Raw genomic sequence first — 25,966 nt, 5'->3', positions numbered from 1 at the left:
CTTGTCCGCGACCCGTTTCGGCCGCGTGCCCAAGGATGTGCAGATCGGGAAGATCCCGGACACTTCTCTCCGCGCTCTTCACCCCATCAGGTGACTTCATCCCGCCGGCGGCCGTACGAGACCCTTCCCATAGGCGTAACGGACGGCCTGAGCACGGTCCTTGAGGCCCGTCTTGGCGAAGAGATTGTTGATGTGGGTCTTCACGGTGGCCGTGGACACATGCAGCTTGCGGGCGATCTCCTGGTTGCTGAGGCCCTCGGCGATCAGCAGGAGCACCTCGGTCTCGCGCGAGGTGAGCCCGTCCGGCGCCTCCGGGGGCGGGCCGGGCTCCGGTTCCGGATCCGACAGCCGCTCCAGCAGTCGGCGCTGGATGCTCGGTGAGAGCCCCGCGTCCCCGGAGAGCACACTCTCCACCGCCCGCACGATCTCGTCGCCGCCCGCGTCCTTGGTCAGATAGCCGCGGGCCCCGGCTCGGAGCGCGGGAAACAACGACTCGTCGTCCGCGTACGTCGTGAGGACGACGACCTGCGTCTCGGGGTACCCGGCCCGAATGCGCCGGGTCGCCTCGACCCCGTCGCAGCGGGGCATGCGCAGGTCCATCAGCACGACGTCCGGCGCGAGTTCGGCCACCAGCTCCACCGCTTCGTCCCCGTCACCGGCCGCTCCGACGACCTCGACGCCGGGCAGCAGGCCCAGCAGCATCACGATGCCTTCGCGCACGACCGTCTGATCGTCCGCGACCACAACTCGCGCCGGCCTCCCGCCCTCCTTCTGCTCCGTCATACCGGCACCTTCAACGTCACCACGAACCCCTCGTCGTCCGGTCCGGCATCCAGCGAGCCGCCCAGCAGCTCGGCACGCTCCCGCATGCCCAGCAGACCGTACCCGGCCCCCGAACCGCTGAGCTCGCCCGGCTTTCCACCCGAGTCCCGTACGTCCAGCGTCACTTCGTGCTCGCCGTAGTCCAGCCGGATGCGGATCCTGGCACCCGGAGCGTGCTTGCGTACGTTCGTCAGCGCCTCCTGCGCCACTCTGCGCACCGCCTGGGAAGCCTCCGCCGGCAGCGACTGGCGTTCACCCGTAACCGTGACGTCCGCGCCGTCGGCGGTGGTGACGAGTTCGCCGAGGAAGTCCTCCAGCGGAGACATCTCGCCCCGGAGCGCGGAGAGCGCCTGCCGGGTCTCCGCGAGCCCATCGCGGGCCATTCCCCGTGCCGCCACGACCCGTTCGAGGATCGTCTCCCGGTCCGCTCCCCTCTCGATGAGCAGCCGCGCCGCCTCCAGATGGACAAGCTGCGCCGAGAGACTGTGGGCCAGCACGTCGTGGATCTCCCGCGCGATCCGCGAGCGTTCCGCGAGCGCCGCCGACTCCGCCTCGGCCAGCCTGGCCGCGCGCTCCTGGGCCAGCAGCCGCTGCGCACTCCCCCGCGCCTCCGCGTCGAGGCGCAGCACATACCCCGCGAGAGCGAGCCCCACGGTGGTAGCCGCTGTGGTCAGCCAGACGTCGTCGTTGACCGCCGCGTACGCGCTCAGCGCGAGCGCGGTGGCGGGCAGCGCCGCCGCGAGAGGCAGCCGTTCGAGGGCACTGACGGCACAGCCGCACCACAGGACGAGCGCGGGAATCCGGAAACCCACAGCCTGGCCGACCGCCGCGATCGCCAGCAGCAGCGCGAGCAGCCCGAGGGACGGCAGCAGGCGATGCTCCAGCGTGGTCCGCCAGAACCCCCAGGCGAGAAACCCGCACACCAGGATTCCGGTGATGCCTCCGGCGAGGGCCCAGCCGTTCAGCTCCGTGTTCGTCAGCGTCGTCGCAATGAGTGCGGTGAGGGCGATGGCACGCGTGACCCGGGTGAATACGCGGCGGGCCTGGTGCACACCCTGCCGGGAGAGGGCCTCGCGGGAGGGCCAGCGCATCCAGGTGTTGTCCGTCACACGCGCTCCTTCAGCCGGGCCAGGGCCACGCCGTCACCGTACTCAGGGCCCTGCCCGTTCGGCGTCGGCTGCAGGGACTGCGCCCGCCAGGCCACGAACCCGGAGCGGACCAGCAGGGTGGCGGCCAGGCCGAGCAGCAGGGCAGAGGAGTCCTGGCGCACACCGAGCAGGGCACCGATGCCGAACAGACCGAGGCGCAGACAGATGCCCGCTGTCCATATGGCGCCGGCTGCCTTGGTGCTCTTGCTCCACGCGACGCCGTCCGGTTCCGTCCATATCCGGGTCGTCCATCCCCACCCGGCTCCGATGGCGAGTCCTATGAGCAGCTCGGCGCCCAGCAGGAAGGACGCCGCGTCCTCGTGGTGCGGGTCGATCACTCCGGGTCCTCGCAGCGCCATGAAGGCGAGAACGGCGGGCACGATCCACCAGCGCCTGTCCGCGCTGATCCGGCGGGCGCGGAACTGGCGCGCGATCACCAGTACGGCGACGGCGCAGATCACCACAGCATTGACGAGCCCGGACACGCGCGGCCTCCGTGAGCGAGGAAGTGGTGTCCGCAGCGAGCGCTGCCGACACCACGACGCTACGGAAATCACGGCCTCACCAGATCGGAGCCCGGGTGGACCGTGGGTGGATCCCCGACCGCCCCCTCACTCCACCCACGGGTGGAGCCCCGGGCCCAGCCCCCGCACAGCCGCGGGCCGACCGCGCGTGGAAGCGGAAGGGGCCGTGCCGGTACATCCCCATGTCCGTCGCTCACGCTCGGATCGAGAGCGGCTCCTTGAGAAGCCACGTCTGATCCAGCGGCGACGGGCAGGGAGGTACCGGCACGGCCCCGACCCACCACGAACAGGAACGATCGCCCGGAGGGCTACGCGTCGATCCGCGAGCGATCCAGCGTGGCGGCCGAGCTGGAGATGAACTCCTTGCGCGGCGCCACATCGTTCCCCATCAGCAGATCGAACACCTGCTCGGAGGCTTCCAGGTCGGAGATGTTGATCCGGCGAAGGGTCCGGAACCGCGGATCCATCGTCGTCTCGGCCAGCTGATCGGCATCCATCTCGCCGAGACCCTTGTACCGCTGGATCGAGTCCTTGTAGCGCACGCCCTTGCGCTGCAGCTCCAGCACCGTGTCCCGCAGCTCACGGTCCGAGTACGTGTAGACGTACTTGTCCTGCCCCTTCTTGGGCTGGCTGAGCTCGATGCGGTGCAGCGGCGGGACCGCGGCGAACACTCGCCCCGCCTCGACCATGGGCCGCATGTAGCGCTGGAACAGCGTCAGCAGCAGGATCCGGATGTGCGCGCCGTCGACATCGGCGTCGACGAGAAGAATGATCTTCCCGTAGCGCGCCGCGTCGATGTCGAAGGTCCGCCCGGAACCCGCCCCTATGACCTGGATGATCGCACCGCACTCGGCGTTCTTCAGCATGTCCGTCACGGACGCCTTCTGAACGTTGAGGATCTTGCCCCGAATCGGCAGCAGCGCCTGGAACTCGGAGTTCCGGGCCAGCTTCGCCGTACCCAGCGCGGAGTCTCCCTCCACGATGAACAGCTCGCTGCGCTCGACGTCGTCACTGCGGCAGTCGGCGAGCTTGGCGGGCAGCGAGGAGGACTCCAGAGCCGTCTTCCGGCGCTGCGCGTCCTTGTGCTGACGGGCGGCGATCCTCGTACGAGCGGCGGCGACGGCCTTCTCCATGACGACCCGAGCCTGCGCCGCCTCGTCCCGCTTCGTGGAGGTCAGGAACGCCTTGAGCTCCTTGGTCACCACGTTGGTCACGATGCGACGGGCAGCCGAGGTGCCGAGGACCTCCTTGGTCTGCCCCTCGAACTGCGGCTCGGCGAGACGCACGGTGACGACGGCCGTGAGGCCCTCCAGCGCGTCGTCCTTGACGATGTCGTCCTCGGCGACCCGCAGCATCTTCTTGGCCCGCAGGACCTCGTTCATCGTCTTGGCGACGGCCTGCTCGTAGCCGGCGACATGGGTGCCACCCTTGGGCGTGGCGATGATGTTCACATACGACTTCAGGATGGTGTCGTAACCCGTGCCCCAGCGCATCGCGACGTCGACGCCCAGCTCACGGGTGACCTCGGTCGGAGTCATCTGCCCGTGGTCGTCGAGGACCGGGACGGTCTCCTTGAAGGATCCCTGTCCGGAGAAGCGGAGGACGTCGCAGACCGGCTTGTCGGCGGCCAGGTACTCGCAGAACTCGCTGATTCCGCCGTCGAAGCGGAACGACTCCTCGCCCTTGCTGCCGCCCTCGCCGAGACCGTATTCGTCACGGACGACGATGGTCAGGCCCGGCACCAGGAAGGCGGTCTGGCGGGCTCGCTGGTGGAGGTGCTCAAGGGAGAGCTTGGCGTCCTTGAGGAAGATCTGGCGGTCGGCCCAGTAGCGCACGCGCGTGCCGGTGCGCGTCTTCGGGACCCGCTTCACCTTGCGCAGCCCGCTCGTCGCGTCGAAGGCGGCATCGGGGCCGTCGGCCTTGAAGGCACCCGGGGTGCCGCGGCGGAAGCTCACGGCGTGGGTGTTGCCACTGCGGTCCACCTCGACGTCGAGGCGGGCGGAGAGCGCGTTCACCACGGAGGCGCCCACGCCGTGCAGGCCGCCGGAGGCGGCGTACGAGCCGCCGCCGAACTTGCCGCCGGCGTGCAGCTTGGTCATGACGACCTCGACGCCGGAGAGGCCGGTCTTGGGCTCCACGTCGACGGGGATGCCGCGGCCGTTGTCCCGCACCTCGACGGAGGCGTCGTCGTGCAGGATGACGTCGATGTGGTCGCAGTAGCCCCCGAGGGCCTCGTCCACGGAGTTGTCGATGATCTCCCAGAGGCAGTGCATCAGGCCGCGGCTGTCGGTCGACCCGATGTACATGCCCGGGCGCTTGCGCACGGCCTCGAGCCCCTCAAGGACGAGCAGGTGCCGCGCGGTGTAGTTGGAACCGTCCCGGTCTGCTCCGGTCAGCAGCGCTGTGGACGGCACGGACGTCTCGGCGGTCACGCGGTTCGCTCCTCGCTGAATTTCAGGGGGGACCCTTTTGGGTAAGGGCCCGGCTTCGGTCGCCGCTCAGAGGGTACCGAGGCCTGGTAGAGCCGTTGTAACGCCACCCTCGCATGAACTCATGCTAGTCCAGCGTCGCATGGGTGTTCGATCCCTCGATGGAGTGAAGTACATATCACGTTCCCTTCCAGGCATGAACCATTTAGGCTCCGGGCACGTCCTCATGAACAACCGGCAATCCAGCCGGGAGGACTGACACCTGACAGACAGCGCGAACCCGTACAGACACGAAGACACGCAATACGGCTCATTCGCCGCCAACCGGCAACAGACAGCCGGCTCGAAAGAAATTTTCGAGGAAAAGCCGCGAGCGGGAACGTTTTCGGCCTGGTTGGATGTTGACCCTGGTACGACAGCTCGTCGAGCTAGAGAAGAGGCGACGTGACTACTGTTCTGACCCCCGCGAGCCCGCTGACGGCCGCTGACCGCTGCGACCGTTGCGGCGCCCAGGCATATCTGCGCGTCGTCCTCCTGAGCGGCGGAGAACTGCTCTTCTGCGCCCACCACGGTCGCAAGTTCGAGCCGGAACTCAAGAAGATCGCCGCTGAGATACAGGACGAGACGGAGCGGCTCACGACCGTTCCCGAAAGCGTCAACGACGAAGAACACTGACCCTTCGCATCAACGACGAGCGGGTGCCGGCGACAGGCCGGTGAGTGGGCGGTCACCCCCTGGACACAGGGAGTGGCCGCCCGCACTCGTACAGCATCGCAGGATGCGCTCAGCGGCTCGCACCGAGCGCCCGGACGACCTCCGAGACCCGCGTGTAGACGCCCGGGCTCTCAGCGCGCCCACAGCCGCTCCCCCACGACACCAGGCCGATGAGGCGCCCCTGGGCGACCAGCGGCCCGCCACTGTCCCCCTGGCAGGCGTCACGGCCGCCTGCGGGCTCTCCGGCGCACACCATGGACGCCGCGCCGTAGTTCCCCTCCGCGCCGCCGGGATAGGCCCGCTCGCACGAGGCGTCGGGAAGCACATGTACGTCCGCGGCCCGCAGGCTGCGCGCGTAGTCGCCGACGCCGGTCAGGTCGCCCCAGCCGTAGACCACGGCAGCGGTTCCCGGCTCGTACGCCGGGTCCCCGGAGGGCGCCATGCGGATCGCGGAAGCGGCGGGCAGCGGCTCGGCGAGCGTCAGCACACCGAAGTCCCCGGCGTTCGAATAACTGTCGTAGTGCGGGTTGACCCAGATGTCGCGTACGGGGATCTCCACCCCGTCGTCGGCCTGCAGATCCTCGCGCCCCGCGATGACCTTCAGATCGCGCGCCTGGCGCGGTGGCGCCCCCAGCACCTCGTCGCCCAGACAGTGGGCCGCGGTCAGGACGGTGGTCGGGCCGACGACCACTCCTCCACAGAACTGGCCCGCGCGCGTACCCCCGAACCGGTCACGGCTGGACAGCACCACCGTCCACGGACTCTCGGAGATCTTGACCGGATGACTTCCGATGACAACGCTGTCGGCGGCCGCCGGGGCGGGGGACGTCAGCGATATCACCGCTGCGGCGGCCGCAAGGGCCAGCACCGGGGCATAGGGACGGCGCATGCGCGCTCCTCACTCTGGGATGGTCGTGGAACACCCAGAGTGATCCAGTGAGCGAGCGTGCGCACTCCGCGTATACGTCGAGGGCCCGACTCCCCAGCGGGAGTCGGGCCCTCGATGACGTACGGCCGAGGCCTAGTCGAGGTAGTCGCGCAGCACCTGGGAGCGCGACGGGTGACGCAGTTTCGACATGGTCTTGGACTCGATCTGGCGGATCCGCTCACGGGTCACGCCGTACACCTTGCCGATCTCGTCGAGGGTCTTCGGCTGACCGTCGGTGAGACCGAAGCGCATCGAGACGACGCCCGCCTCGCGCTCGGACAGGGTGTCGAGAACGGAGTGCAGCTGCTCCTGCAGGAGCGTGAAACTGACCGCGTCGGCCGGGACGACGGCCTCGGAGTCCTCGATGAGGTCACCGAACTCGCTGTCGCCGTCCTCGCCCAGCGGGGTGTGCAGCGAAATGGGCTCGCGGCCGTACTTCTGGACCTCGATGACCTTCTCAGGGGTCATGTCGAGTTCCTTGGCCAGCTCCTCCGGGGTGGGCTCGCGGCCCAGGTCCTGGAGCATCTGACGCTGCACGCGCGCGAGCTTGTTGATGACCTCGACCATGTGCACCGGGATACGGATGGTGCGGGCCTGGTCGGCCATGGCGCGGGTGATCGCCTGACGGATCCACCAGGTGGCGTACGTCGAGAACTTGTAGCCCTTGGTGTAGTCGAACTTCTCGACCGCGCGGATCAGACCGAGGTTGCCCTCCTGGATGAGGTCCAGGAAGAGCATGCCGCGACCGGTGTAGCGCTTGGCCAGGGAGACCACCAGGCGGAGGTTGGCCTCCAGGAGGTGGTTCTTGGCGCGGCGGCCGTCCTCGGCGATGATCTCCAGCTCGCGCTTGAGCTTGGGAGCGAGCTTGTCGGCGTTGGCCAGCTTGTCCTCGGCGAACAGACCGGCCTCGATGCGCTTGGCGAGCTCGACCTCCTGCTCGGCGTTGAGCAGCGGGACCTTGCCGATCTGCTTGAGGTAGTCCTTGACCGGGTCGGCGGTGGCACCGGCGGCGGCGACCTGCTGCGCGGGCGCGTCGTCCTCGTCCTCGTCGGACAGGACGAAGCCCTGGGCACCGTCCTCGGTGGGCTCCTCGGCACCGGGCTTGGCCGGGGTCTCCTCGGTCGCCTCGTCGTCGACGAGCTCGGCGTCGTCCTTCTTGGCGCTCGTCTTCTTGGCCGCCGTCTTCTTGGCGACGGTCTTCTTGGCGACGGCCTTCTTCGCCGTCGTCTTCTTGGCAGCAGGGGCCTTGCCGGCGGACGCATCCTCGGCCGGATCGTCGGCGAGGGATGCCGGAGCCGCGGTGGCGGTGGCCTTCTTGGCAGTCACCGTCTTGGCCGCCACTGTCTTGGTGGCGGTGCGCTTGGCCGGACTCTTCGCTGCGACGCTCTTTCGGGTGCGCTTGGGCTCAGCGGCACTGACCATCAGCGTCACACCCTCTTCCTCGAGGATCTGGTTGAGGCTGCGCAGAACGTTCTTCCACTGAGTGGCCGGAATCTGGTCAGCTTCGAAGGCCCGACGCACGTCATCGCCGGCGATCTGCCCCTCAGCCTTTCCCCGCTCGATGAGCGCCATGACAGAGACGGACTCGGCGATCTCCGGCGGGAGCGTACGGGATGTGCTGGCCGACACGAACAACCTCTCGGAACGTTGGAAAACGGCTTCCGGCTCCGTCCATTGTGGACGAGAACCGACGACCGCCGACTGGGGATGGGCCGACGGCGCGGGCTGGGGCCGGGAAGATGCACAGCGCCTCGAACGGCGTCTGTATTCCTTCCTCGGCTATCACCTCTTAGGTCATCGCGCTGCCCCGAAGAGCGTTACGCCCAATCTGCGTGGCCCGAGTCACACCCCGTAAGCGCTCAAAAGGTGCCAGATCCTGTCAGACCAGGTCAGGTCGTGATCCGCCACCCGGTCGCACCGTCGGGACCCCACCCAATCCGCGAAGGATTCGATGGGGTCCCGACGAGCGATGGGTCGCCGGCCTGGCGATGCCACGGACGCGCACACGCTCCGGACCGCGTCACCCTCGGTGCGCGATCAGTGCTCGCGCGGCGCGGGCACGACACGCTCCACCTCGGGGTGGACGGTGAGCAGCTGCCGCATGGCCGTCTCGGCCGCCGCGCCGTCGGCGGCCGCGAGGGCGTCGACGATCCGGGCGTGGTGTCCCAGCGAGGCCTCGTTCGGACGGTCACAGCCGGTGACCGGAGCGCCGGAGACCTGGAGCGCCGCCGACACGATCCCGGAGAGGTGCTCCAGCATCCGGTTGCCCGCGAGCTGGATGAGCAGCGAATGGAACTCGGCGTCGGCCCGCGAGAAGGTGAGGGAGTCACCCTGCGCCATGGCGTGGCCCATGATCTCGACCATGTCGCCGAGCCGCTGCTGGATCTCCTCCCGCTCGTGTCCGGCCGCGAGGCGTGCTGCGAGCGGCTCGATGGTCCAGCGGAGCTCGCTCAGCTCGCGCCGCTGGTCGTCCCGCTGCGGTCCGAAGGCCCGCCATTCGATGATGTCCGGGTCAAGCAGGTTCCAGTCGCTGACGGGACGCACGCGGGTGCCGACGTTCGGGCGGGCGCTGACCAGCCCCTTGGCCTCCAGGACGCGGAGCGACTCGCGGACGACGGTCCGGGAGACCTCGAACCGCTGGCCGATCTCCTCGGGGACGAGCGGACGGTCCGCGCCGAGGTCTCCGGAGACGATCATCTGGCCCAGCTGCTGGACGAGTTGGCCGTGCAGCCCGCGTCCGCGGCTGCCCGCGGCGCGTCGGCCGACGCGGCCGAGCTCCGGCTCGGCGCTCTCCCACACGGGGGCGGGCACGCGGTCGACACCGGGAGCGTCGGCGTAGGGGTAACGGTCGAGTTCGCCCGGGCCGGCGAGGCCGGAGTCTGAAGAACGGGCGGCGGTCATCATGGTCTGCGCAAGGGTACTCACGGGTCTTTTGTCGGCGCCGTCTCCAACTCCCTTGAGGTCTTTGGTGAAAAGCACACGAAAGGGTGATCGCTCACCCCGTCGCAATTGACGCCTTATCGGAAAGAAATGAGCGTTCTTCGGGGAGTTGTGCGCACAGCGGGAACGGAAGGGCGCGGACGGTCGTCATCGGACCCGGCTCCGCAGGGTCGTGAGCAGATATGCGCAGAGCAGCGCCGTCAGCGACAACATCAGCGCTCCGCCCACAGGTTGGGCGAGTACCCGGACACCGGCCGCCAGGTAGCGCTCCCCACCGAACGGCCACTGCATGAGAACCACTTCCCGGAGCCTCTCAGGGAGCCCTGCCGCCGTCCGTACAGACGGCCCCTGCAAGGCCTTTTGTACGAGCGGTACGACGACGATCGGCACGGCGAGCACCGCCGCGAGACCGGCGGCGGTGGAACGGAAGATGCCGGCCGCCAGCACGCCCGCCCAGGCGCACCCCACCACGAGGCCGAGCCAACTCACGCTCAGGGACAGCCAGTCCGGCGGAACTCCGGTGAGCTCTCGTCCGTAGACGAGGTAGAGCATTTCGAGGTCGCATCCCACTGTGAGGAACGCCAGCAACAGCGCGGTGACCGAAGCGACGAGGAGCTTGGCGGTCAGCAGTCCCAGCCGGCGCGGGACCGTGCCGCGGTCCGCGGCCAGGGCAGGGTGGCGGAACTCCTCGCCGAAGGCGACGGCGCCCAGCAGCCCGGCGCCGAGCGCGGCGGGCGGCAGCGGGAGTTCCCGCGGCCACGCGGCCAGCAGTCGCGGCTGCGGTGTGTGACCCATTCTGGCCAGGAGGACGGACAGGAGGACCGAGGTGACGAGAACGGCGGCCGCGGTGAGGTATCCGGTGCCGACACCGGCGGCTCTGCGCAGTTCGTAGCGCAGGGGACGCAGCGGGCTCGGGGACTGGCGTACGGCGATGGGTGGCGGGAGAGGGGAAAGGTCGTTCACGGGCAGCGTCTCTGAGGGGTGCGGCTCGTCGGACGGGTGCTTGCCCTCCTGGGCGGACGGGGTCGGCGCGGGCCCCATGTCGCCTGTCTCGTCGGCGAGTTGGTGTACGAGGATGCCGTGCCGGAAGGCGGTCTCGCCGACATCGGCGCAGGTGCTGCCGTACACCGAGAGCCGGTTGCCCTCCTCGCGCACGACTTCGACGGAGCGCTGCGCCGTGCGGGCCTCCTTGGTCAGGAGGGAGCCGAGCCGGGTGGCGTGCGGGCTGCGGACGGCGACCCGTGGCCGGAGCCGGGTGCGGGCGAAGTCGGCGACCTCCTGGTCGGCGACGAGGCGGCCCTGCTCCAGCGTGACGACCCGGTCGGCGGTTCGCGCGGCCTCCTTGGGGTCGTCCGTGGTGAACAGCACCGTGCCGCCCTGAGCCGCGTGAGCGCGCAGAATCCCGTGCAGCCAGTGGCCCTCCCTGGCCGACAGTCCGTCCGCGGGGTCGTCGAGCACGAGGGCGTGCGGGTCGGACAGGAGCGCGCAGGCCAGTCCGAGCCGGCGGTCCATGCCGCGGGAGAGCGTGCCCAGACGTTCGTCGCGGAGGCTCACGAGCCCGACCACTTCGAGCACGTCGTCCGCGCGACGCACGGGCACACCGGCGGCGGCGCACAGCATGCGGAGCTGACCGCGAACCGTGCGGGCGGGATGGCCCGGCACCTCGCCCATGAGCACGCCGACCTCGTGCGAGGGACGGGGGATGCGATGCAGCGGCCGACCTCGGAAGTAGGTGATTCCGCGGCCCTGCCGGAGTTCGAGCATGAGCTTCAGCGCCGTCGTCTTGCCCGCGCCCGGGGCCCCGAGGAGCGCTGTGACGTGGCCCGTGCGCGCCTCGAAGGACACGTCGTCAACGGCGGGCGGACGCGCTTTGCGGGAGTTGCTGGTCAGTCCGATGGCCTGGATCACTCAAAGCAAGATAGCGCGACATTTCGGATTTTCCGGGCACCTTGCGGCTCGTCTCCGGCAGGCTTCGCAACTCTCGCGAACACACAAAGGCTCCAGGGCCCAGAACCGTGTTCGCCGCCCTCTCAGACCTCGGGACGCAGCATCGGCGGGTTGAGCAGCGTGGCGCCGCCCGCGCGGAACAGCTGGGCGGGGCGGCCGCCCTGGCGCGTGGTCGTGCCCCCAGTGGGCACCAGGAAGCCCGGCGTGCCCGTCACCTTGCGGTGGAAGTTGCGCGGGTCGAGCGCCACGCCCCACACGGCCTCGTAGACGCGGCGCAGCTCGCCCACCGTGAACTCGGTCGGGCAGAAGGCGGTCGCGAGCGACGAGTACTCGATCTTGGATCGGGCCCGCTCCACGCCGTCCGAGAGGATCTGTGCGTGGTCGAAGGCGAGGGGCGCCGCCTGCTCACCGTCGCGCCCGTAGCCGCCCTGCTGCAGCAGTTCTTCGACCGGTGCCCAGCGTGCACTGTTCGCGTCGCCGCCCGCCCGGGGCGCGGGCAGGTCGGGGGCCAGCGCCAGATGCGCGACGCTGACCACCCGCATCCGGGGGTCACGCTTGGGGTCGCCGTAGGTCGCGAGCTGCTCGAGGTGCGCGCCGTTGTCCTGCGCGGGCACGGAGGGGTCGTGGGCGCACAGCCCGGTCTCCTCGACCAGCTCGCGTGCGGCGGCCTGGGCGAGATCCTCGTCGGTCCGTACGAAGCCGCCGGGCAGGGCCCATCGCCCCTGGAACGGCTGCTCGCCCCGTCGTACCGCCAACGCGCACAGGGCATGGCGGCGCACGGTCAGCACGACCAGGTCCACGGTCACGGCGAAGGGCGGAAACGCTGACGGGTCGTAGGGCATGCCGCGATCATAGTCGTCTGCCTGACGATAAACACCTCCTTCGGCAGCCCTGTCCACGGTTGATCGACTTCCGTCCGGTACGGCACCTCGTCACCGAGGGCGCTCGCTCCGAGAGGCGTCCCACGACGTCACGCCCCCAACTGCAGTCCGTCGCCCGCCTCCTCGACCATGGCGAGTCCGAGTCTGCTGACGCGTACGGAGAAGGGGGCGCCCGAGATCCGCAGGCCCGTCAGAGCGATCTCGCCCAGTGGAGCACCCGGGAACGGGCGCAGGGTCACGGTCCCCGCCGGCGCATCGGGGCGGATCCCGGCCAGGGAGCTGAGCAGGAGCACCCCGGCGGCCGCGGAGGTGGCGGCGGGCCGGGAGGCCGCCGGATGGGGAAGCGGGGTGCTCCCCTGTGTGCGCTGCTCACCCGCGTACATCTCGGGCAGCCGGTGGCCGAAGGACTCGGCAGCCGCGAGGACGCCGCGCAGCAGTGCGCCGGCCTCCTTCTCATGGCCCGCGGCGGCGAGCCCCGTGATGGCGACGGCCGTCTCCTGAACGCGCACGGCCCCGCTGCGATGGCCGAACGGGTTGTACGCCACCTCTTTGGCTTCGAGGCTGCGCAACCCCCAGCCCGAGTCCATGGCCGGGCTGCCGAGCAGCCGCGCGAGCTGTTCGGTCCGGGCCTTGTCGAGCAGACCGGGGGCCAGCTCTCCGGAGCCCAGCAGGCCTGTGTCGAGGAGATGGGAGGTGCTCGAACCGAGCTGGGGCACGAGGCGCCCGTCCAAGGTGCGGGCGGCGGCGGGTCGGCCACCGCCCAGGTCCTCGATCCAGAAGTCGTCCCGGAACGCTGCCCGCATCGACTGGGCCCACTGACGCAGCCCTGTGCCACCGGTCCGGCCGTGCGCGTCGAGCAGATCGGCGCCGAGCAGCGCCGCACGGTGCGCGTGTGCCTGCGTCTCGCAGCGAAACGGTCCGCCCGGCTGTGGGTCCGGCAGGTACGTGCTGTCGCCGACCGTGGTGCGCAGCCAGTCGAGACACCGCTCGGCCGCGGGCAGCAGCTCCTCGACCTCCCGCGCGGCCAGACCCCAGCGCCGGGCTTCCGCGAGAAGCACGGGGAAGAGCAGTGTCGCCTCGGTCGCCGTGCAGCCCGGAGGCAGGTGGGGCCCACCGTCCCGGAGCGGTCCCGGAATCAGTCCGGAGCGTGGCCCCGGACCGGCGAGTTGGGTGCGGGCGAGGGTCCGGAGAGTGCCCGCGGCGAGCCGCGTACCGAGCGGCAGCGTCATCCGGGCCGCGGCCAGCGCCTCGGCCGGCGCCAGCCCGCAGCGCCATGGAGCTCCCGCCGCGAGGTGCATGTCGGTGGGATGCCGGGGGTCTCGCAGCAGCAGTGCCTGGAGGTCTTCGACGCAGGTGCGCAGGAGAGCTTCGGCCCCGGGCCCGTCGCTCACTGCCCGGGCCTGGGCGAACGGGCTCGCCGCGCCGCGACCCGCCGCCTTGGTCGGCCCCTGGCTGTCCGGCCGGACGCGCAGTTCCACACTGAGGGTGCCCCCCGGTGGCAGTTCGACTTTCCAGCGCAGCAGTCCGGCCGAGGCCAGGGCGTCGGCGGGTGACGGGTCGGCGGTGACGGTCGCGGTCCCCGTGGCGCAGGCCCAGCGGAGGCCGGAGGCGTGGACGCTGGCCGGCAGCTCGGGTCCGGCTCGGCCCGAGGCGACCGAGCCCAGTTCCGCGAGATCCGTCCCGAGGGCGACCTCGAGGGGCAGGCGCAGTGTGCGAGGGGCCGAGCTCCGCAGGATGATCCGCTCGGTGCCGTCGGCATGGCGTGTTCTTTCGACGACCACGTCCGGGTCCGGGCCGACGTCGGGTGATGAGCGCAGCGTTCCCACGAAGCGGGCTCGGTCAGCCGCGAGCATGCGGGCGCGCATGGCGAGCGGTTCCCGGCCCGCGACCCGCACCTGGCAACGGGACAACAGGCGTCTGCCCGCCATGTAGAAGCCCTCCAGCCCTCGACCGTTCAGCTGTCCCTCCTCCGTGGAGATCACCAGTCCTGGAAGAGCGACACAGATCAGGGCGGTGTGGGCGGGCGGCAGGTCCGCCGTTCGGCCTGGGACGGGCAGGGATGTCTGGGGGACGCTCGGGCCGCGCTCTCCCGGGGAGGAGGGCGCACCGGCGTCCCGGCCCGCTCGTGGGGCCGCGGGGGCGCCCCTGGGTCTGACGGGCTGAGCGGACTCGCGCCCGGGCGTGCGGCCGCCGTCGGGGGCCGAGGACGGATGAGGCATGGGCATGGGGTGGCTTTCTCCGCGCTCGGTGCGCCTGGAGCGCGTTCGGCTTCTAGTGGGGGCTCCGCGGGGTCGGGGGCGTTGCGGGGGCGCGCCCCGGCCACGGATTCCGCCACTCAGGTGAACGGGACAGCCCTGTCCGGGGTCACGCCTTTGACCGGGGAAGCCGACCGAATGGCGGTGGGGCGGCCGACGCGTCTCCCGGGCACCCGTCGAGGGGAGGCCCGCCACACAGGGGGTGACGTGGCCGCCGGGAAACGCGACGATCGGCAGCGGCACGATCGGGGCGCGGCCCGCCCCCAGGGCGGCGGGAATCACGTCCGGCCTCGGCCGCCGAGTGGGCGGTTCGGCCTCCGTCCCGGGTTCGTCCCGGGTCCGTGCCCGACGTGCCGCGCCCCACCCCTCACCTGTCCTCCTCCGCGCCACGCCGACCGCCCTCGCCCCACGCGCGCGGCCTACCGTCGGCGCTCTCCACCGCTCGCCCCGGTACGTCCCCGGCCGGTGAGGCGTCGCCGGCCGGGCGACGCCCTTGGGCACTCACGGTCCCGGGGGCACGTCGGCCCGGACGGCCTCCGCCGCTCGCGGTCGAGCGGGTCCGGCGGCGACGACGAGCGGCGGGTCCCGAGGAACGGGTGTCCGGCGCGTGGGAGGCGCGCGCCGGGTCGGCCGAGGGGAGCGGCGCGCCGGAATCGATCGGCTGCTCCGCTTCGGTCGAGTCACCCCCCGTACGCTCCGCGCGCAGGCAGCGTCGGACGGACTCCGGATCCAGACCCTCATTGCATGCCTGATGGAGAAGCCGGGCGAACAGATAGTCGGGATCGGCGCCGAGTGCCATGGCGAGCGCTTCCCGTGCCTCCAGTTCGTCCCCCATGGACCAGGCGACCCACCCCGCCAGGGTGAGGGGTGCCGCGGCGTGCTCACGGTAAGGACCGACACAGCGGCGGGCCAGTGCTCGCCACAGGCGCAGCGCCGGGCCGGCCTCGTCGCCCTCCATCCACTGCGCGGCACGGTCACGGGTGGTGCGGTCCTGGAGGCCGAGGATCAGTGTGGCGGCCTCGTCGTTCTCCAGGAGGCCGTCGTCGCGCAGGTCCGCGGGACGCGCTCCCGACACAGGAGGAGCCACCGCGAGCCGGTCCCTGATCCGCCGGGCCAGCGACAGAGCCTCCTCAGCCACCTCCGCGCGGCTGTCGTCCTCCAGAATCCTCGGCACGAGGGCCATGCTGGCCGTGTCGAGCGCCACCTCCTGGCTCAGCGCGGCCGTCGACTCCCAGGGAAGAAACCTGGCCCTCAGGTCCCTCAGCGATCCGCGTACCTGAAGGCCCGCGTATGTCGCGGCGGCGGCGAGGACCGACGTCCCGGGCAGGCCCATCGACGTGCCTTCGGGCGGACAGCACCCCTGGCCAGGGCAGGTGTACGACCAGAAGCGGCCGTCCGAGATGCAGAGAGCCTCGATCACCGGAACGTCGAGGCGTCCGCAGGCCGTCCGCAGCAGCTGCGCGAGCGGGCGCAGGCGTTCCATGACCTCCCGCCCCGATTCACCGCTCGCCGGTTCCTGACAGAGGTACGCCACCATGCTCTCGGGGCGGGCGCCCCGCCGTTCGCTGCCTTTCACCAGACCCTGCGCCAGTTGGTCGGAGACGGACGGCCAGTCCTCGGCGTGGCCGGGGATGCCGAGGCGGGCCCGGCCGCCGAAGCGGCCCCGCCGCTCCCGGTCGTGCAGGGCGACCAGCACGATGCTGTCCTCGGGGCGGTACCCGAGGAGATAGGGCAGCGCGTCGGCCAGCTCCGCCGGGGTGCGCAGAGTCACCTGATGTTCCCCGCCCTGGGCACCCAGGACGCCGCCATGGTGGTCGCCGCCGACGAGGCCCGCGCCACCCCCGTGGTGCAGCACGCCAGGAAGGGCCGTACTTCCGGGGGCCTCCGCGCCGGTCCGACGGGCCCGGCGGTCCCGGCCCTCGCGTCCGGATCGTCCGCCCGGGCCCTTCCACCCGTCGTCGGCGTGGCCGCCCGCCCCGCTCCGGCCGCCGTGATCGCCTTCGTCACCGGATCGGTCGTGCAGGGGGTTCCGGCCGCATCCACCGACCGCGCTGATGTTCTCGTCGCCGGAAGTGCCGGCCGCTTCGTCGTGATTCGTCATGCGGTGACCATCCCGCGGATCGCGAGATTCCGGTTCGACCTGTGGATAACCATCAACATGATCACGCCAGAAGTTGTCCACAGCTCGACGGGCTCGTTCGCGCTTTGTCCGACCCATCGGGTTGCATGGAGCCATGACCAACGAAGACCCGCGACCCGTAGCCACCGACAACGCACACGACACCGCCCGCGACGACCTGCGGGCCGCGGCCGACACCGTCCTGGCCCGCCTCGTCGGTGCCCGGGCGGGCGAGGCGCGGCTGCGCGAGGACCAGTGGCGCGCCATCGAGGCGCTGGTGGCCGACAAGCGCAGAGCGCTGGTCGTGCAGCGCACCGGCTGGGGCAAGTCCGCGGTGTACTTCGTCGCGACGGCGCTGCTGCGCGAGCTGGGTGCCGGGCCCACGGTGATCGTCTCGCCGCTGCTCGCGCTGATGCGCAACCAGGTGGAGGCGGCGGCCCGCGCCGGAATCGTCGCGCGGACGATCAACTCCGCCAACACGGAGGAATGGGAGACGATCCAGGCCGAGGTGGCGGCGAGCGAGGTCGACGTCCTCCTGGTGAGTCCGGAGCGGCTGAACAATCCCGACTTCCGCGACCAGGTACTGCCCAAGCTGGCCGCGGCCACCGGCCTCCTGGTGGTCGACGAGGCGCACTGCATCTCCGACTGGGGCCACGATTTCCGGCCGGACTACCGTCGTCTGCGCACCATGCTCGCCGACCTCCCGCCCGACACCCCGGTGCTGGCCACCACCGCGACGGCCAACGCGCGCGTGACGGCCGATGTCGCCGAGCAGCTGGGCACCGGGGTGAGCACCGACGCGCTCGTCCTGCGCGGCCCGCTGGACCGGGAGAGCCTGAGTCTCGGCGTGCTGCGGCTGCCGGACGCGGCGCACCGGATGGCCTGGCTCGCCGAGCATCTGAACGACCTGCCGGGCTCCGGCATCATCTACACGCTCACCGTCGCCGCGGCCGAGGAGGTCACCGCGTTCCTGCGCCAGAGCGGGTACACCGTGGCGTCGTACACCGGGAAGACGGAGAACGCGGACCGCCAGCAGGCCGAGGAGGACCTGCTCGCCAATCGCGTCAAGGCCCTGATCGCCACGTCGGCACTGGGCATGGGCTTCGACAAGCCCGACCTGGGATTCGTGGTGCACCTGGGCTCCCCCTCCTCCCCCATCGCCTACTACCAACAGGTCGGACGCGCGGGCCGCGGTGTGGAACACGCGGAGGTGCTGCTCCTGCCGGGCAAGGAGGACCAGGCGATCTGGGAGTACTTCGCCTCGATCGCCTTCCCTCCCGAGGAGCAGGTGCGGCGCACCCTGGACGTGCTGGCCCAGGCCGGGCGGCCGCTCTCGCTGCCCGCGCTCGAACCGCTGGTGGAGCTGCGCAGGTCCCGCCTGGAGACCATGCTCAAGGTGCTCGACGTGGATGGAGCCGTCCACCGGGTCAAGGGAGGATGGATCTCCACGGGCATGCCCTGGACGTACGACACCGAGCGCTACGCCTGGGTCGCCAAGCAGCGGGCGGCGGAGCAGCAGGCCATGCGGGACTACGTCTCGACGACCGGCTGCCGTATGGAGTTCCTGCGGCGGCAGCTGGACGACGAGGGGGCCACACCGTGCGGGCGCTGCGACAACTGCGCCGGCGGCCGGTTCCAGGCGTCCGTCTCCCCCACGGCGCTGGACGCGGCGAACGGCGAACTCGGCCGCGCCGGCGTCGACGTCGAGCCCCGGAAGATGTGGCCGACCGGGCTGCCGGCGGTCGGCGTCGACCTGAAGGGGCGTATCCCGGTCGGCGAACAGGCCGCTCCCGGGCGCGCCCTGGGACGACTCTCGGACATCGGCTGGGGCAACCGGCTGCGGCCGATGCTCGCCCCGCAGGCCCCTGACGGGCCCGTTCCGGACGATGTCGCCAAGGCCGTGGTCGGCGTTCTGGCCGACTGGGCGAAAGGCCCGGGCGGCTGGGCCTCCGGACAGCCCGACGCACAGCCGCGTCCGGTCGGTGTGGTGACCATCGCCTCGCGCTCGCGGCCCCAGCTGATCCAGTCGCTCGGTGCGCGGATCGCGGAGATCGGCCGGCTGCCGCTCCTGGGATCCGTGGAGTACGTCGGCGAGGTGTCGCAGATCTCCCGGAGCAACAGCGCTCAGCGGCTGAAGGCGCTGGACGGGGCGCTGACCGTGCCGCCGCGGCTGGCCGACGCCCTGAAAGACGCAGGTGGCCCGGTACTTCTCGTGGACGACGCCACGGAGACGGGCTGGACGCTGGCGGTGGCATCGAGAATGCTTCGCAGAGCGGGTGCCCCCGGGGTGTTGCCGCTGGTCCTCGCCGTACAGGCGTGACGCGCGTGTCGCGATTCGAAACACTGGGGCAGGTATATAAGACACCAATCGTCCGAAACCGGTCTGTGGCCCCAATTGCTCGTTGCCGCAACCCAGTTCGACAGGAAGAATTGAGGTCCGCTCCCCGCACGGTTCGCCCGTGGTCCGGTAGGGCTCTGCTGCGGCGTGCCATCCCCCAAGTCCGACCCCGCCCGCTGTATGGGCACGTAGCCGAAGGGAGGACCGTGACCTTCGGATTCGCTCCGTCCTCGGCGGTATCCATGTCGACCTCTCCCGACCTGTCCGCCGCTTCCGCCAACCCACTGGCCCGCATGCTCGAACCCGCCGAATGGGCCTCGGCCGGAATTCCGCTTCTGCGCGATCCCCGTGAGGTTGTCAGCGGGCTGCACGCTCGGCACCGGCCCAGACCGTCTACCGCGATCGTGGCAGTGCTCGATCCGGACGAGCGACTGATGGCGAGCGCCTCCTTCACCCGCCGTTCGGCACCGGCCGACGGCTGGATGTTCCGCAACGCGCTGCTCGCGCAGCTGCGCCGGGTCATCCCGCACGACCTGCGGCGCCGCTCTCCCGTGCGTACGGCCGTCCTGCTGTACTGCCGCGACGGCGACGCGCGCTGGACGGAGGAGGACGGGGCCTGGATGTGGGGACTGCGGGATGCCTGCACCCTCCACGGACTGCGGTGCGGGGCGTACATCACCCTGACGCGTGACGGCTGGCAGGTTCTCGGCGAGGGTCGCGGCGGACGTCGTCCCAACTCCGACTCGGCCCCGGAGTTCTTCGCGGGCGAGATGCTGCCGCCGCTGCCCCGCACGGGAGGCGCCGCATCGGAGGTCATGCGCCGGGCGGCCGCCCGCTGAGGAGCGGGCGGGTCGCTGGGCACCGGCGCGCCCCGGGGGATGGCGGGCCACCTATGTCGACAGACCACCCAGGTCGGCAGACCCGCTTCAGCGCCGTACCAACCGTGCGCAGGTACGCCACTGACGCGCGGATCGGGTGCCGGGCGCACACCCGTCCTCGACCATGCGAGGGCCCGCACCGGGCAACGGGGGTCACGCCGGGTGATGTGCGCACGCATGCCACTGGAGGGCGAACGGAGAGAGACCGGTCTCCATCCCGATGACACCCGCCAAGAGCGAGGAAATCCCGCAGGCCACGACCCCGCAGCCATGGCGCCGGGCGTCGCACCAGGGCACCTCGCGCCACACGAACGAGCGATGGGCAGGACGCCCCGCGCGCGTGGACGCGTTGCGGGTACGCCGAAGTGACCGCCGTGCAGGTGCCGCCTTGGCGGCACCCTCAACGTCCCGCCGGGCGCGTTCCGGACAAGGTCCGGAACGCGCTCAGACGCCTGTGCCCAGGACCGAGTTGATCTGCTGCGGGTCGCCGCAGACGATCAGCAGGGCGCCGGCCCGGCCAAGGGCCAGCGGCAGGGCGGTGGCGACAGCCTCGCCGGAACCGCCGTTGACCGCGACCACGACCACGGAGCGGGACACGGCCCGGCCCGCGACGGAGGCACCGGCGTAGAAGACGTCGTCGCCGGCGTCGTGCTGCGCCCAGTAAGCGGCCTCGCCGAAGGAGAGTTCGTGCGCGGCCCACGGGTGCGGATCGCCGGTGGTGATCACCAGCACCTCACCAGGGGAGCGGCCCGACTCCAACAGCAGGTCGACGGCTTCTTCGGCGGCGTCCAGCGCACCCTCGGCCGAGGCCGGGATGAGCTGGATCTGCGGGGTGGCGGCAGCGGGTGCCGCCGCCTTGGCGGACGGCCCCGGCGTGGCCACGACGGGCTCGCGCGGGGCGCGTTGGGCCGGCATCGGCCGGACAGGACCCGGACGGCCGGGACGCGGCGGAGCCGCGGGACGGGGACCGGGTACGGGGCGAGGGGTCGGCGCGGTGCGGCCACTGGCCGGAGTGACGCGGGGACCCTGGGCACTCTCGTGAATCTGAGGCTCCTCGGGAAGGAGAGGCATGAGCTGATATCTATCAAACGCCGGTGCGACCCGACTCGGCGGGTGGCACATGAGTGCGAACGGAATCGTCAGAAATCGAAGCCGAGCTGGCCCTCGATCTCCGGAACGTTTCCGTCCGCCCAGCTGCGGACCTTCTTGAGATGCCGCCACTGGGGCAGCGCATCAAGATACGCCCACGACAACCGGTGGTACGGGGTGGGTCCCCGCTCCTCCAGTGCGGCTTTGTGGACCGGCGACGGGTACCCGGCGTTGGCCGCAAAACCGAAGTCTGCATGGTCGACACCCAGTTCGGCCATCATTTTGTCGCGCTGAACCTTGGCGATCACCGAGGCTGCCGCGACGGAGATACAGGACTGGTCGCCCTTGATCACCGTACGGACCCGCCAGGGAGCTCCGAGATAGTCGTGCTTCCCGTCGAGGATGACCGCGTCGGGGCGGACCGGCAAGGCCTCCAGGGCGCGTCCTGCCGCGAGGCGCAGGGCGGCCGTCATCCCCAGGCGGTCGATCTCCTCGGGGGAGGCGTGCCCGAGGGCGTACGACGTCACCCATTTCTCCAACTCCACGGCGAGCGCGGTCCGGCGCTTGACGGTCAGGAGCTTGGAGTCGGTGAGCCCTTCGGGCGGGCGGCGCAGTCCGGTGACAGCGGCACAGACGGTGACGGGTCCGGCCCAGGCACCGCGCCCCACCTCGTCGACACCGGCGATGACCTTCGCTCCGGTCGTGGCGCGGAGGGAGCGCTCGACGGTGTGGGTGGGTGGTTCGTACGGCATGGCGTCCTCAGACTACGCCGCCCGGAGCCCCTCGCGACACCCGGGCTCCCCGAGCGGCCGGGGAGCCCGCGGCGGAGCCTCAGGCGACCCGCGCGCGCAGGAGCGGGACCATCAGCTGGTCGATCATCTCCTGAAGGTCCTGATCGCTCCATTCACTCGCGCACACCTTGGAGCGGTACATCATCATCGCCGGGATAACGTCGAAGACATACGAGTTCACGGCGTCGGGACGCACCTCTCCCCGCTCGATACCGCGACGAATGACCTCGCGGAGCAGGTTCAGCGTGGGCTCGACGACCCCACCGTGGATCACGCGGTTGAAGCGCTCGACCTGCTTCGCGTCGCATTCGTGAAGGACCGAGCGAAGCGCGAATCCCGGCCGCGAGAACATCGCCTCGCGTACACCTCGGCACAGTTCGAGCAGGTCCTCACGGACGGCGCCGAGGTCGGGAGCCTTCGTCAGGTTCGGCAGTCCCGCCTGGAGCGCGTCCGCGACCAGGTCCTCCTTGGACGGCCAGCGGCGGTACACCGCGGCCTTGCCGGTCTGGGCGCGCGCGGCCACGCCCTCCATGGTGAGGCCGTTCCAGCCGACCGTGCCGAGCTGTTCCAGCGCCGCCTCCAGGATCGCGCGCTCGAGCACGGCGCCGCGCCGGCGCGAGGAGGCCGCCTGAGCGGGGGCGGCCGTCCAACGCGAGGTAACCATCAGAGTGTCTCCGTCGTGCAGGGGAGCAAAAGTCGGGGAGTTCAGGCTTCGGTGAGGAGCGGGCGATCGAATTGACGTCTTCGGACAGCGACTTCAGTGAACGCTTGCGTTCACTGACGGGGACTCACTACCGTTGACGCGGCAGTGAACGCGAGCGTTCACTAACGCACTTGTGGGGGAAGCATAGTGACAACCTCTCAGTTGATTAAGGACTCCAAGCCTGGTGCGGCCCGCCGGGAGGGGCATCCCGGCATCGCGCTCACCGTCATCGCGGCCTGCCAACTCATGGTGGTACTCGACGCGACGATTGTGAACATCGCACTCCCGCACATTCAAGACGCCCTCAAGTTCAGTACGACCGACCTGACATGGGTGATCAGTTCGTACACCCTCACCTTCGGTGGCCTGCTGCTTCTCGGCGCGCGGGCCGGTGACATCCTCGGTCGGCGCCGGGTCTTCATGACCGGCATCCTGCTGTTCACCTTCGCCTCGCTTCTCGGCGGCCTCGCCCAGGAGCCCTGGCAGTTGCTGGCGGCGCGCGCCCTGCAGGGTGTCGGTGGCGCGATCGCGTCGCCGACGTCGCTGGCCCTGATCACCACCACGTTCCCCGAAGGCCCGGAGCGGAACCGGGCGTTCGCCGTGTTCGCGACGGTCTCGGCCGGCGGTGGCGCGATCGGTCTGCTCGCCGGCGGCATGCTCACGGAGTGGCTCGACTGGCGGTGGGTCCTCTTCGTCAACGTGCCCATCGGCATCCTGATCGCGGTCCTCGCGCCGATGTACATCAACGAGTCCGAACGCCACCCGGGACGTTTCGACATCGCGGGCGCGCTCACCTCGACGGCCGGCATGGCGTCCCTGGTGTACGGGTTCATCCGCGCCGCGGAGGAGGGCTGGCGGGACAGTCTGACGATCGGGTCGTTCGGCGCGGCCGTGGCTCTGCTGCTGGCCTTCGTGGCCATCGAGACCCGGGCCAAGGAGCCCATCACCCCGCTGAGGATGTTCGCCGACCGCAACCGTTCGGGCACATATCTGATCATGCTGAGCCTCGCGGCCGCGATGTTCGGCATGTTCTTCTACATCGTGCTCTTCGTGCAGAACGTGCTGGGGTACAGCCCGATCTCCGCCGGTGTGGCCTTCCTTCCGGTGACGGTCGCGATCGCGGTCGGCGCGGGTCTTTCGCAGCGGTTCCTGCCGGTGCTCGGCCCCAAGCCGTTCATGATCGTCGGCTCGACGCTCGTCGGCCTCGGGCTCGGCTGGCTGACCTTCATCAGTCCCGACAGCTCGTACGCTGGCGGAGTCCTCGGTCCGATGCTGCTGTTCGGCTTCGGCATGGGCCTGAACTTCGTGACGCTGACGGTGACCGCTGTCTCCGGTGTCGCCCAGCACGAGGCGGGCGCGGCCTCGGGTCTGCTCAATGTCACGCAGCAGGTGGGCGGTTCGCTCGGCCTCGCCATCCTCACCACGGTCTTCGGTTCGGCCGGCCGCGACGAGGCGGAGAAGCAGATGCCGAGGTTCCTGGCGGACGGCTCGGCCGAGCAGAAGGCTGAGTTCGCCAAGACCCACCAGCTGCCGGCCCCTTGGGACCACGAAGTGCTCGCTCAAGGAATCTCGACCGCGTTCGTACCGGCGGTGGCGATGGCCCTGCTCGCCCTGATCACCGCGGCGCTGGTGATCAGGGTCCGCAAGAGCGATCTGGACGCCCTCGCCGGTACGGCGGGACCCGCCGCGGGCTGAGGACGGAACCGCGGAAGGCCGCGCCGCGGTCCGTGAGCCCCACGGCGACCGCGGTCCGGCCTCCGCAGTACGAGGCCGAGGACGGGCGTCTCTGCCGAAGCAACGGCACACGCGGCGCGACGGCCACACGCGACGCACCGGCACTCGGCGAGGGACGCGCGCACAAGCCCGACCCGTCACTCAGGGGCGCATGCCGACGTCAGGCCGCTCAGCGGTACATGAGGTCGTTCGCCAACTCGTTGCACCTGTCCCAGTCGGCGGACGTGGCCGGAGGGCGGTCGCGGAGGATGTCCCGGGCTCGGGCCTCGCCCCAACTGGTGGCGTACCAGGGCGCGTCGTCCGCGCCCAGGTCATCGGCGATCGAGCTCAGCGCGCAGGAACGCATCGGCTCCTTGAGCTTGTCGAGGGCGGGTACGGCGTCGGCGGACAGGTCTTGCGCGTACTGGAGGTCGAATTTGCCCGTGTCCTCGTACCGCTGGACATTGCGCTCGGCGATCAGACCGTCGGGCGACATCAGCCCGAACGCGAGCACCCCGGCCGCCGCACTGGCCGCGACGACACGTGGCAGCCAGCGGGCGCCCCACACACCGGCCGCCATGATGAGCACGATGACCAGGCCCAGCCACAGCTCCCCGGCCATCACCGACACTCTCAGCCGCGTCAGCCCATAAGCCTCCACATACATGTCCATACGTCGCACAGCGGACGCCACGACAACGAGCGCCAGGCCGCAGAGGGTTCCCAGCACACCCCGCACCAGGTTCCGGTCGCCCGCCTCGGCCCGCGGCGCCCAGCGCAGCGCGAAGACCACGACGAGCAGGGTCAGCAGCGTGACGAGCAGCAGCTGCCAGAAGCCCTGGCGCGCGTACTCGGCGTACGTCTGGCCGGTCTTCTTCAGTACGGCGTCATAGCCACCGAACAGGACGGCTAGCTGAACCGCGTTGAAGGCCGCGAAAAGCACGGTGAGCACGATCAGTGGCAGGGCCCACTCGACACGGTTGCGAGGGCGCCCGGCGGGCACGACGACCCGGTCCCACTGCGCCGGCGCGGCGGCCGTGTGGGCCGCGGCCAGCGCTCCGACGAGACCGAGGACCAGCAGCACCAGGCGCCAGGGTCCGCCGGCGACGGAGGTGTCCGGCACCAGGTCGCCCAGCAGATTGGCGAAGGCGGCGTCGGCCCCGGCGAACAGCGCCCCGAAGACCAGCAGCAGGACCGCGGTCACCACGAAGGCGCGGAGCCCGACGCCCACGCTGCGACGGGCACCGCCGAATCGTTCCCGCAGCCCGCGCCAGCCCCAGGCGGGGCCCGTGACCACGGAGTTGAACACACCGATGGGGCCCAGCAGAACCGCGGGCCAGGTGCGTCCGCCGTGCAGCGCGAGCGAACCGAGGGCGATCGCCGAGACGACGGCGAGGAACGACGGCCAGTCCGCGTCCCGCAGAGCGGGCACACTCAGCAGACCGATGCCGCCGATGGCCCAGACCAGGGTCCACGCGCGCGTGCGGCGTCCCGCGGCCCGGCCCGCGAAGTACGCGGCGAGCGAGGCGGGTATCGCCACCAGCAGGAGGTTGATCGCCAGACCGTCGTCGAGGAGCAGCATGCTCAGCACTCCGGTAGCGAGCACGGCCCACAGCGTGGACGTACGCACCGGGGCGGGCCGCGTGACCTGAAGATCGGCCAGCCAGAGGCCGGGGGTGGGCGCCGGGTGCGCTCTGCCGGGGGTTCCCTGAACCGCTCGGGCGGCCTGCGCCCGGGGCTTCACGTT

General features: G+C 70.8%; 19 protein-coding genes. 4 read left to right on the top strand and 15 right to left on the bottom strand.

What is annotated here, in order from left to right:
* Positions 1–96: 96 nt before the first annotated feature.
* The 4 genes from ABZX90_RS00425 to ABZX90_RS00410 form a co-directional block, all read right to left on the bottom strand.
* A complete protein-coding gene (locus ABZX90_RS00425; RefSeq protein WP_351121518.1) occupies positions 97–783 on the bottom strand; it encodes a response regulator transcription factor in 687 nt (228 codons plus the stop codon).
* Entirely contained in the window at positions 780–1,931 is a 1,152-nt protein-coding gene (locus ABZX90_RS00420) for a histidine kinase (RefSeq protein ID WP_351121521.1), read from the bottom strand. The genes ABZX90_RS00425 and ABZX90_RS00420 overlap by 4 nt, the downstream gene beginning before the upstream one ends.
* The gene (locus tag ABZX90_RS00415) at positions 1,928–2,455 is read right to left on the bottom strand and encodes a DUF1453 domain-containing protein (protein WP_355200529.1); all 528 of its coding nucleotides are present in this window, start codon (positions 2,453–2,455) and stop codon (positions 1,928–1,930) included. The genes ABZX90_RS00420 and ABZX90_RS00415 overlap by 4 nt, the downstream gene beginning before the upstream one ends.
* Positions 2,456–2,802: 347 nt before the next feature.
* On the bottom strand, positions 2,803–4,926 hold the full coding sequence (locus ABZX90_RS00410) for a DNA topoisomerase IV subunit B (protein WP_355200527.1): 2,124 nt from the start codon (positions 4,924–4,926) through the stop codon (positions 2,803–2,805).
* Between the two features lie 441 nt (positions 4,927–5,367).
* On the opposite strand from ABZX90_RS00410, the gene ABZX90_RS00405 reads away from it, so the two are divergent.
* The gene (locus tag ABZX90_RS00405) at positions 5,368–5,598 is read left to right on the top strand and encodes a hypothetical protein (RefSeq protein ID WP_351121529.1); all 231 of its coding nucleotides are present in this window, start codon (positions 5,368–5,370) and stop codon (positions 5,596–5,598) included.
* Between the two features lie 109 nt (positions 5,599–5,707).
* Here the strand turns inward: ABZX90_RS00405 and ABZX90_RS00400 are convergent, their stop codons facing one another.
* The 7 genes from ABZX90_RS00400 to ABZX90_RS00370 form a co-directional block, all read right to left on the bottom strand.
* Complete coding sequence (locus ABZX90_RS00400) at positions 5,708–6,526, bottom strand: serine protease (RefSeq protein WP_355200524.1); 819 nt, start codon at positions 6,524–6,526, stop codon at positions 5,708–5,710.
* A gap of 132 nt (positions 6,527–6,658) precedes the next feature.
* Positions 6,659–8,194: an RNA polymerase sigma factor gene (locus tag ABZX90_RS00395; RefSeq protein ID WP_351121534.1), complete on the bottom strand. Its 1,536-nt coding sequence runs from the start codon at positions 8,192–8,194 to the stop codon at positions 6,659–6,661.
* 408 nt (positions 8,195–8,602) lie between these two features.
* Positions 8,603–9,490, bottom strand: a complete 888-nt coding sequence (locus ABZX90_RS00390; RefSeq protein WP_351121537.1) for an FCD domain-containing protein — start codon at positions 9,488–9,490, stop codon at positions 8,603–8,605.
* A 162-nt stretch (positions 9,491–9,652) separates the two neighbouring features.
* Positions 9,653–11,413, bottom strand: a complete 1,761-nt coding sequence (locus ABZX90_RS00385; protein ID WP_355200522.1) for an ABC transporter ATP-binding protein — start codon at positions 11,411–11,413, stop codon at positions 9,653–9,655.
* Positions 11,414–11,535: 122 nt separating this feature from the next.
* The gene (locus ABZX90_RS00380) at positions 11,536–12,294 is read right to left on the bottom strand and encodes an NUDIX hydrolase (RefSeq protein WP_351121542.1); all 759 of its coding nucleotides are present in this window, start codon (positions 12,292–12,294) and stop codon (positions 11,536–11,538) included.
* Between the two features lie 128 nt (positions 12,295–12,422).
* Positions 12,423–14,261, bottom strand: a complete 1,839-nt coding sequence (locus ABZX90_RS00375) for a glycogen debranching N-terminal domain-containing protein (RefSeq protein WP_351121722.1) — start codon at positions 14,259–14,261, stop codon at positions 12,423–12,425.
* 694 nt (positions 14,262–14,955) lie between these two features.
* The gene (locus ABZX90_RS00370; RefSeq protein WP_355200520.1) at positions 14,956–16,689 is read right to left on the bottom strand and encodes a DUF4192 domain-containing protein; all 1,734 of its coding nucleotides are present in this window, start codon (positions 16,687–16,689) and stop codon (positions 14,956–14,958) included.
* 133 nt (positions 16,690–16,822) lie between these two features.
* Here ABZX90_RS00370 and ABZX90_RS00365 point away from each other — a divergent pair, with 133 nt between their 5' ends.
* Both ABZX90_RS00365 and ABZX90_RS00360 read left to right on the top strand, forming a co-directional pair.
* Positions 16,823–19,027, top strand: a complete 2,205-nt coding sequence (locus tag ABZX90_RS00365) for a RecQ family ATP-dependent DNA helicase (RefSeq protein ID WP_355200518.1) — start codon at positions 16,823–16,825, stop codon at positions 19,025–19,027.
* A gap of 224 nt (positions 19,028–19,251) precedes the next feature.
* Positions 19,252–19,884 (top strand): hypothetical protein, encoded by a 633-nt coding sequence (locus tag ABZX90_RS00360; protein ID WP_351121549.1) that lies wholly within the window; start codon positions 19,252–19,254, stop codon positions 19,882–19,884.
* Between the two features lie 483 nt (positions 19,885–20,367).
* Here the strand turns inward: ABZX90_RS00360 and ABZX90_RS00355 are convergent, their stop codons facing one another.
* The 3 genes from ABZX90_RS00355 to ABZX90_RS00345 form a co-directional block, all read right to left on the bottom strand.
* Positions 20,368–20,994, bottom strand: coding sequence for a hypothetical protein (locus tag ABZX90_RS00355; protein ID WP_355200516.1), 627 nt, complete (start codon positions 20,992–20,994; stop codon positions 20,368–20,370).
* A gap of 68 nt (positions 20,995–21,062) precedes the next feature.
* On the bottom strand, positions 21,063–21,764 hold the full coding sequence (locus ABZX90_RS00350) for a ribonuclease HII (RefSeq protein WP_351121555.1): 702 nt from the start codon (positions 21,762–21,764) through the stop codon (positions 21,063–21,065).
* Positions 21,765–21,843: 79 nt separating this feature from the next.
* On the bottom strand, positions 21,844–22,467 hold the full coding sequence (locus ABZX90_RS00345) for a TetR/AcrR family transcriptional regulator (protein WP_351121557.1): 624 nt from the start codon (positions 22,465–22,467) through the stop codon (positions 21,844–21,846).
* Positions 22,468–22,653: 186 nt separating this feature from the next.
* Here ABZX90_RS00345 and ABZX90_RS00340 point away from each other — a divergent pair, with 186 nt between their 5' ends.
* Positions 22,654–24,201, top strand: a complete 1,548-nt coding sequence (locus tag ABZX90_RS00340; protein ID WP_351121560.1) for an MFS transporter — start codon at positions 22,654–22,656, stop codon at positions 24,199–24,201.
* A 208-nt stretch (positions 24,202–24,409) separates the two neighbouring features.
* Here the strand turns inward: ABZX90_RS00340 and ABZX90_RS00335 are convergent, their stop codons facing one another.
* Complete coding sequence (locus tag ABZX90_RS00335) at positions 24,410–25,882, bottom strand: DUF4173 domain-containing protein (RefSeq protein WP_355200860.1); 1,473 nt, start codon at positions 25,880–25,882, stop codon at positions 24,410–24,412.
* Between the last annotated feature and the right edge of the window lie 84 nt (positions 25,883–25,966).

The organism is Streptomyces sp. NPDC002935, from assembly GCF_040611295.1.
Lineage (GTDB): Bacteria > Actinomycetota > Actinomycetes > Streptomycetales > Streptomycetaceae > Streptomyces.
Note: the sequence above shows the minus strand (reverse complement) of the source record. Positions and strands in the feature narration are given on the sequence as shown.

What these genes read in the sequence shown, in the direction of transcription:
- ABZX90_RS00425 (WP_351121518.1), bottom strand. Translation starts at nt 783, where the DNA reads ATGACGGAGCAGAAGGAGGGCGGGAGGCCGGCGCGAGTTGTGGTCGCG.
- ABZX90_RS00400 (WP_355200524.1), bottom strand. Translation starts at nt 6,526, where the DNA reads ATGCGCCGTCCCTATGCCCCGGTGCTGGCCCTTGCGGCCGCCGCAGCG.
- ABZX90_RS00380 (WP_351121542.1), bottom strand. Translation starts at nt 12,294, where the DNA reads ATGCCCTACGACCCGTCAGCGTTTCCGCCCTTCGCCGTGACCGTGGAC.
- ABZX90_RS00375 (WP_351121722.1), bottom strand. Translation starts at nt 14,261, where the DNA reads ATGGCGGGCAGACGCCTGTTGTCCCGTTGCCAGGTGCGGGTCGCGGGC.
- ABZX90_RS00370 (WP_355200520.1), bottom strand. Translation starts at nt 16,689, where the DNA reads ATGACGAATCACGACGAAGCGGCCGGCACTTCCGGCGACGAGAACATC.
- ABZX90_RS00365 (WP_355200518.1), top strand. Translation starts at nt 16,823, where the DNA reads ATGACCAACGAAGACCCGCGACCCGTAGCCACCGACAACGCACACGAC.
- ABZX90_RS00355 (WP_355200516.1), bottom strand. Translation starts at nt 20,994, where the DNA reads ATGCCTCTCCTTCCCGAGGAGCCTCAGATTCACGAGAGTGCCCAGGGT.
- ABZX90_RS00350 (WP_351121555.1), bottom strand. Translation starts at nt 21,764, where the DNA reads ATGCCGTACGAACCACCCACCCACACCGTCGAGCGCTCCCTCCGCGCC.
- ABZX90_RS00345 (WP_351121557.1), bottom strand. Translation starts at nt 22,467, where the DNA reads ATGGTTACCTCGCGTTGGACGGCCGCCCCCGCTCAGGCGGCCTCCTCG.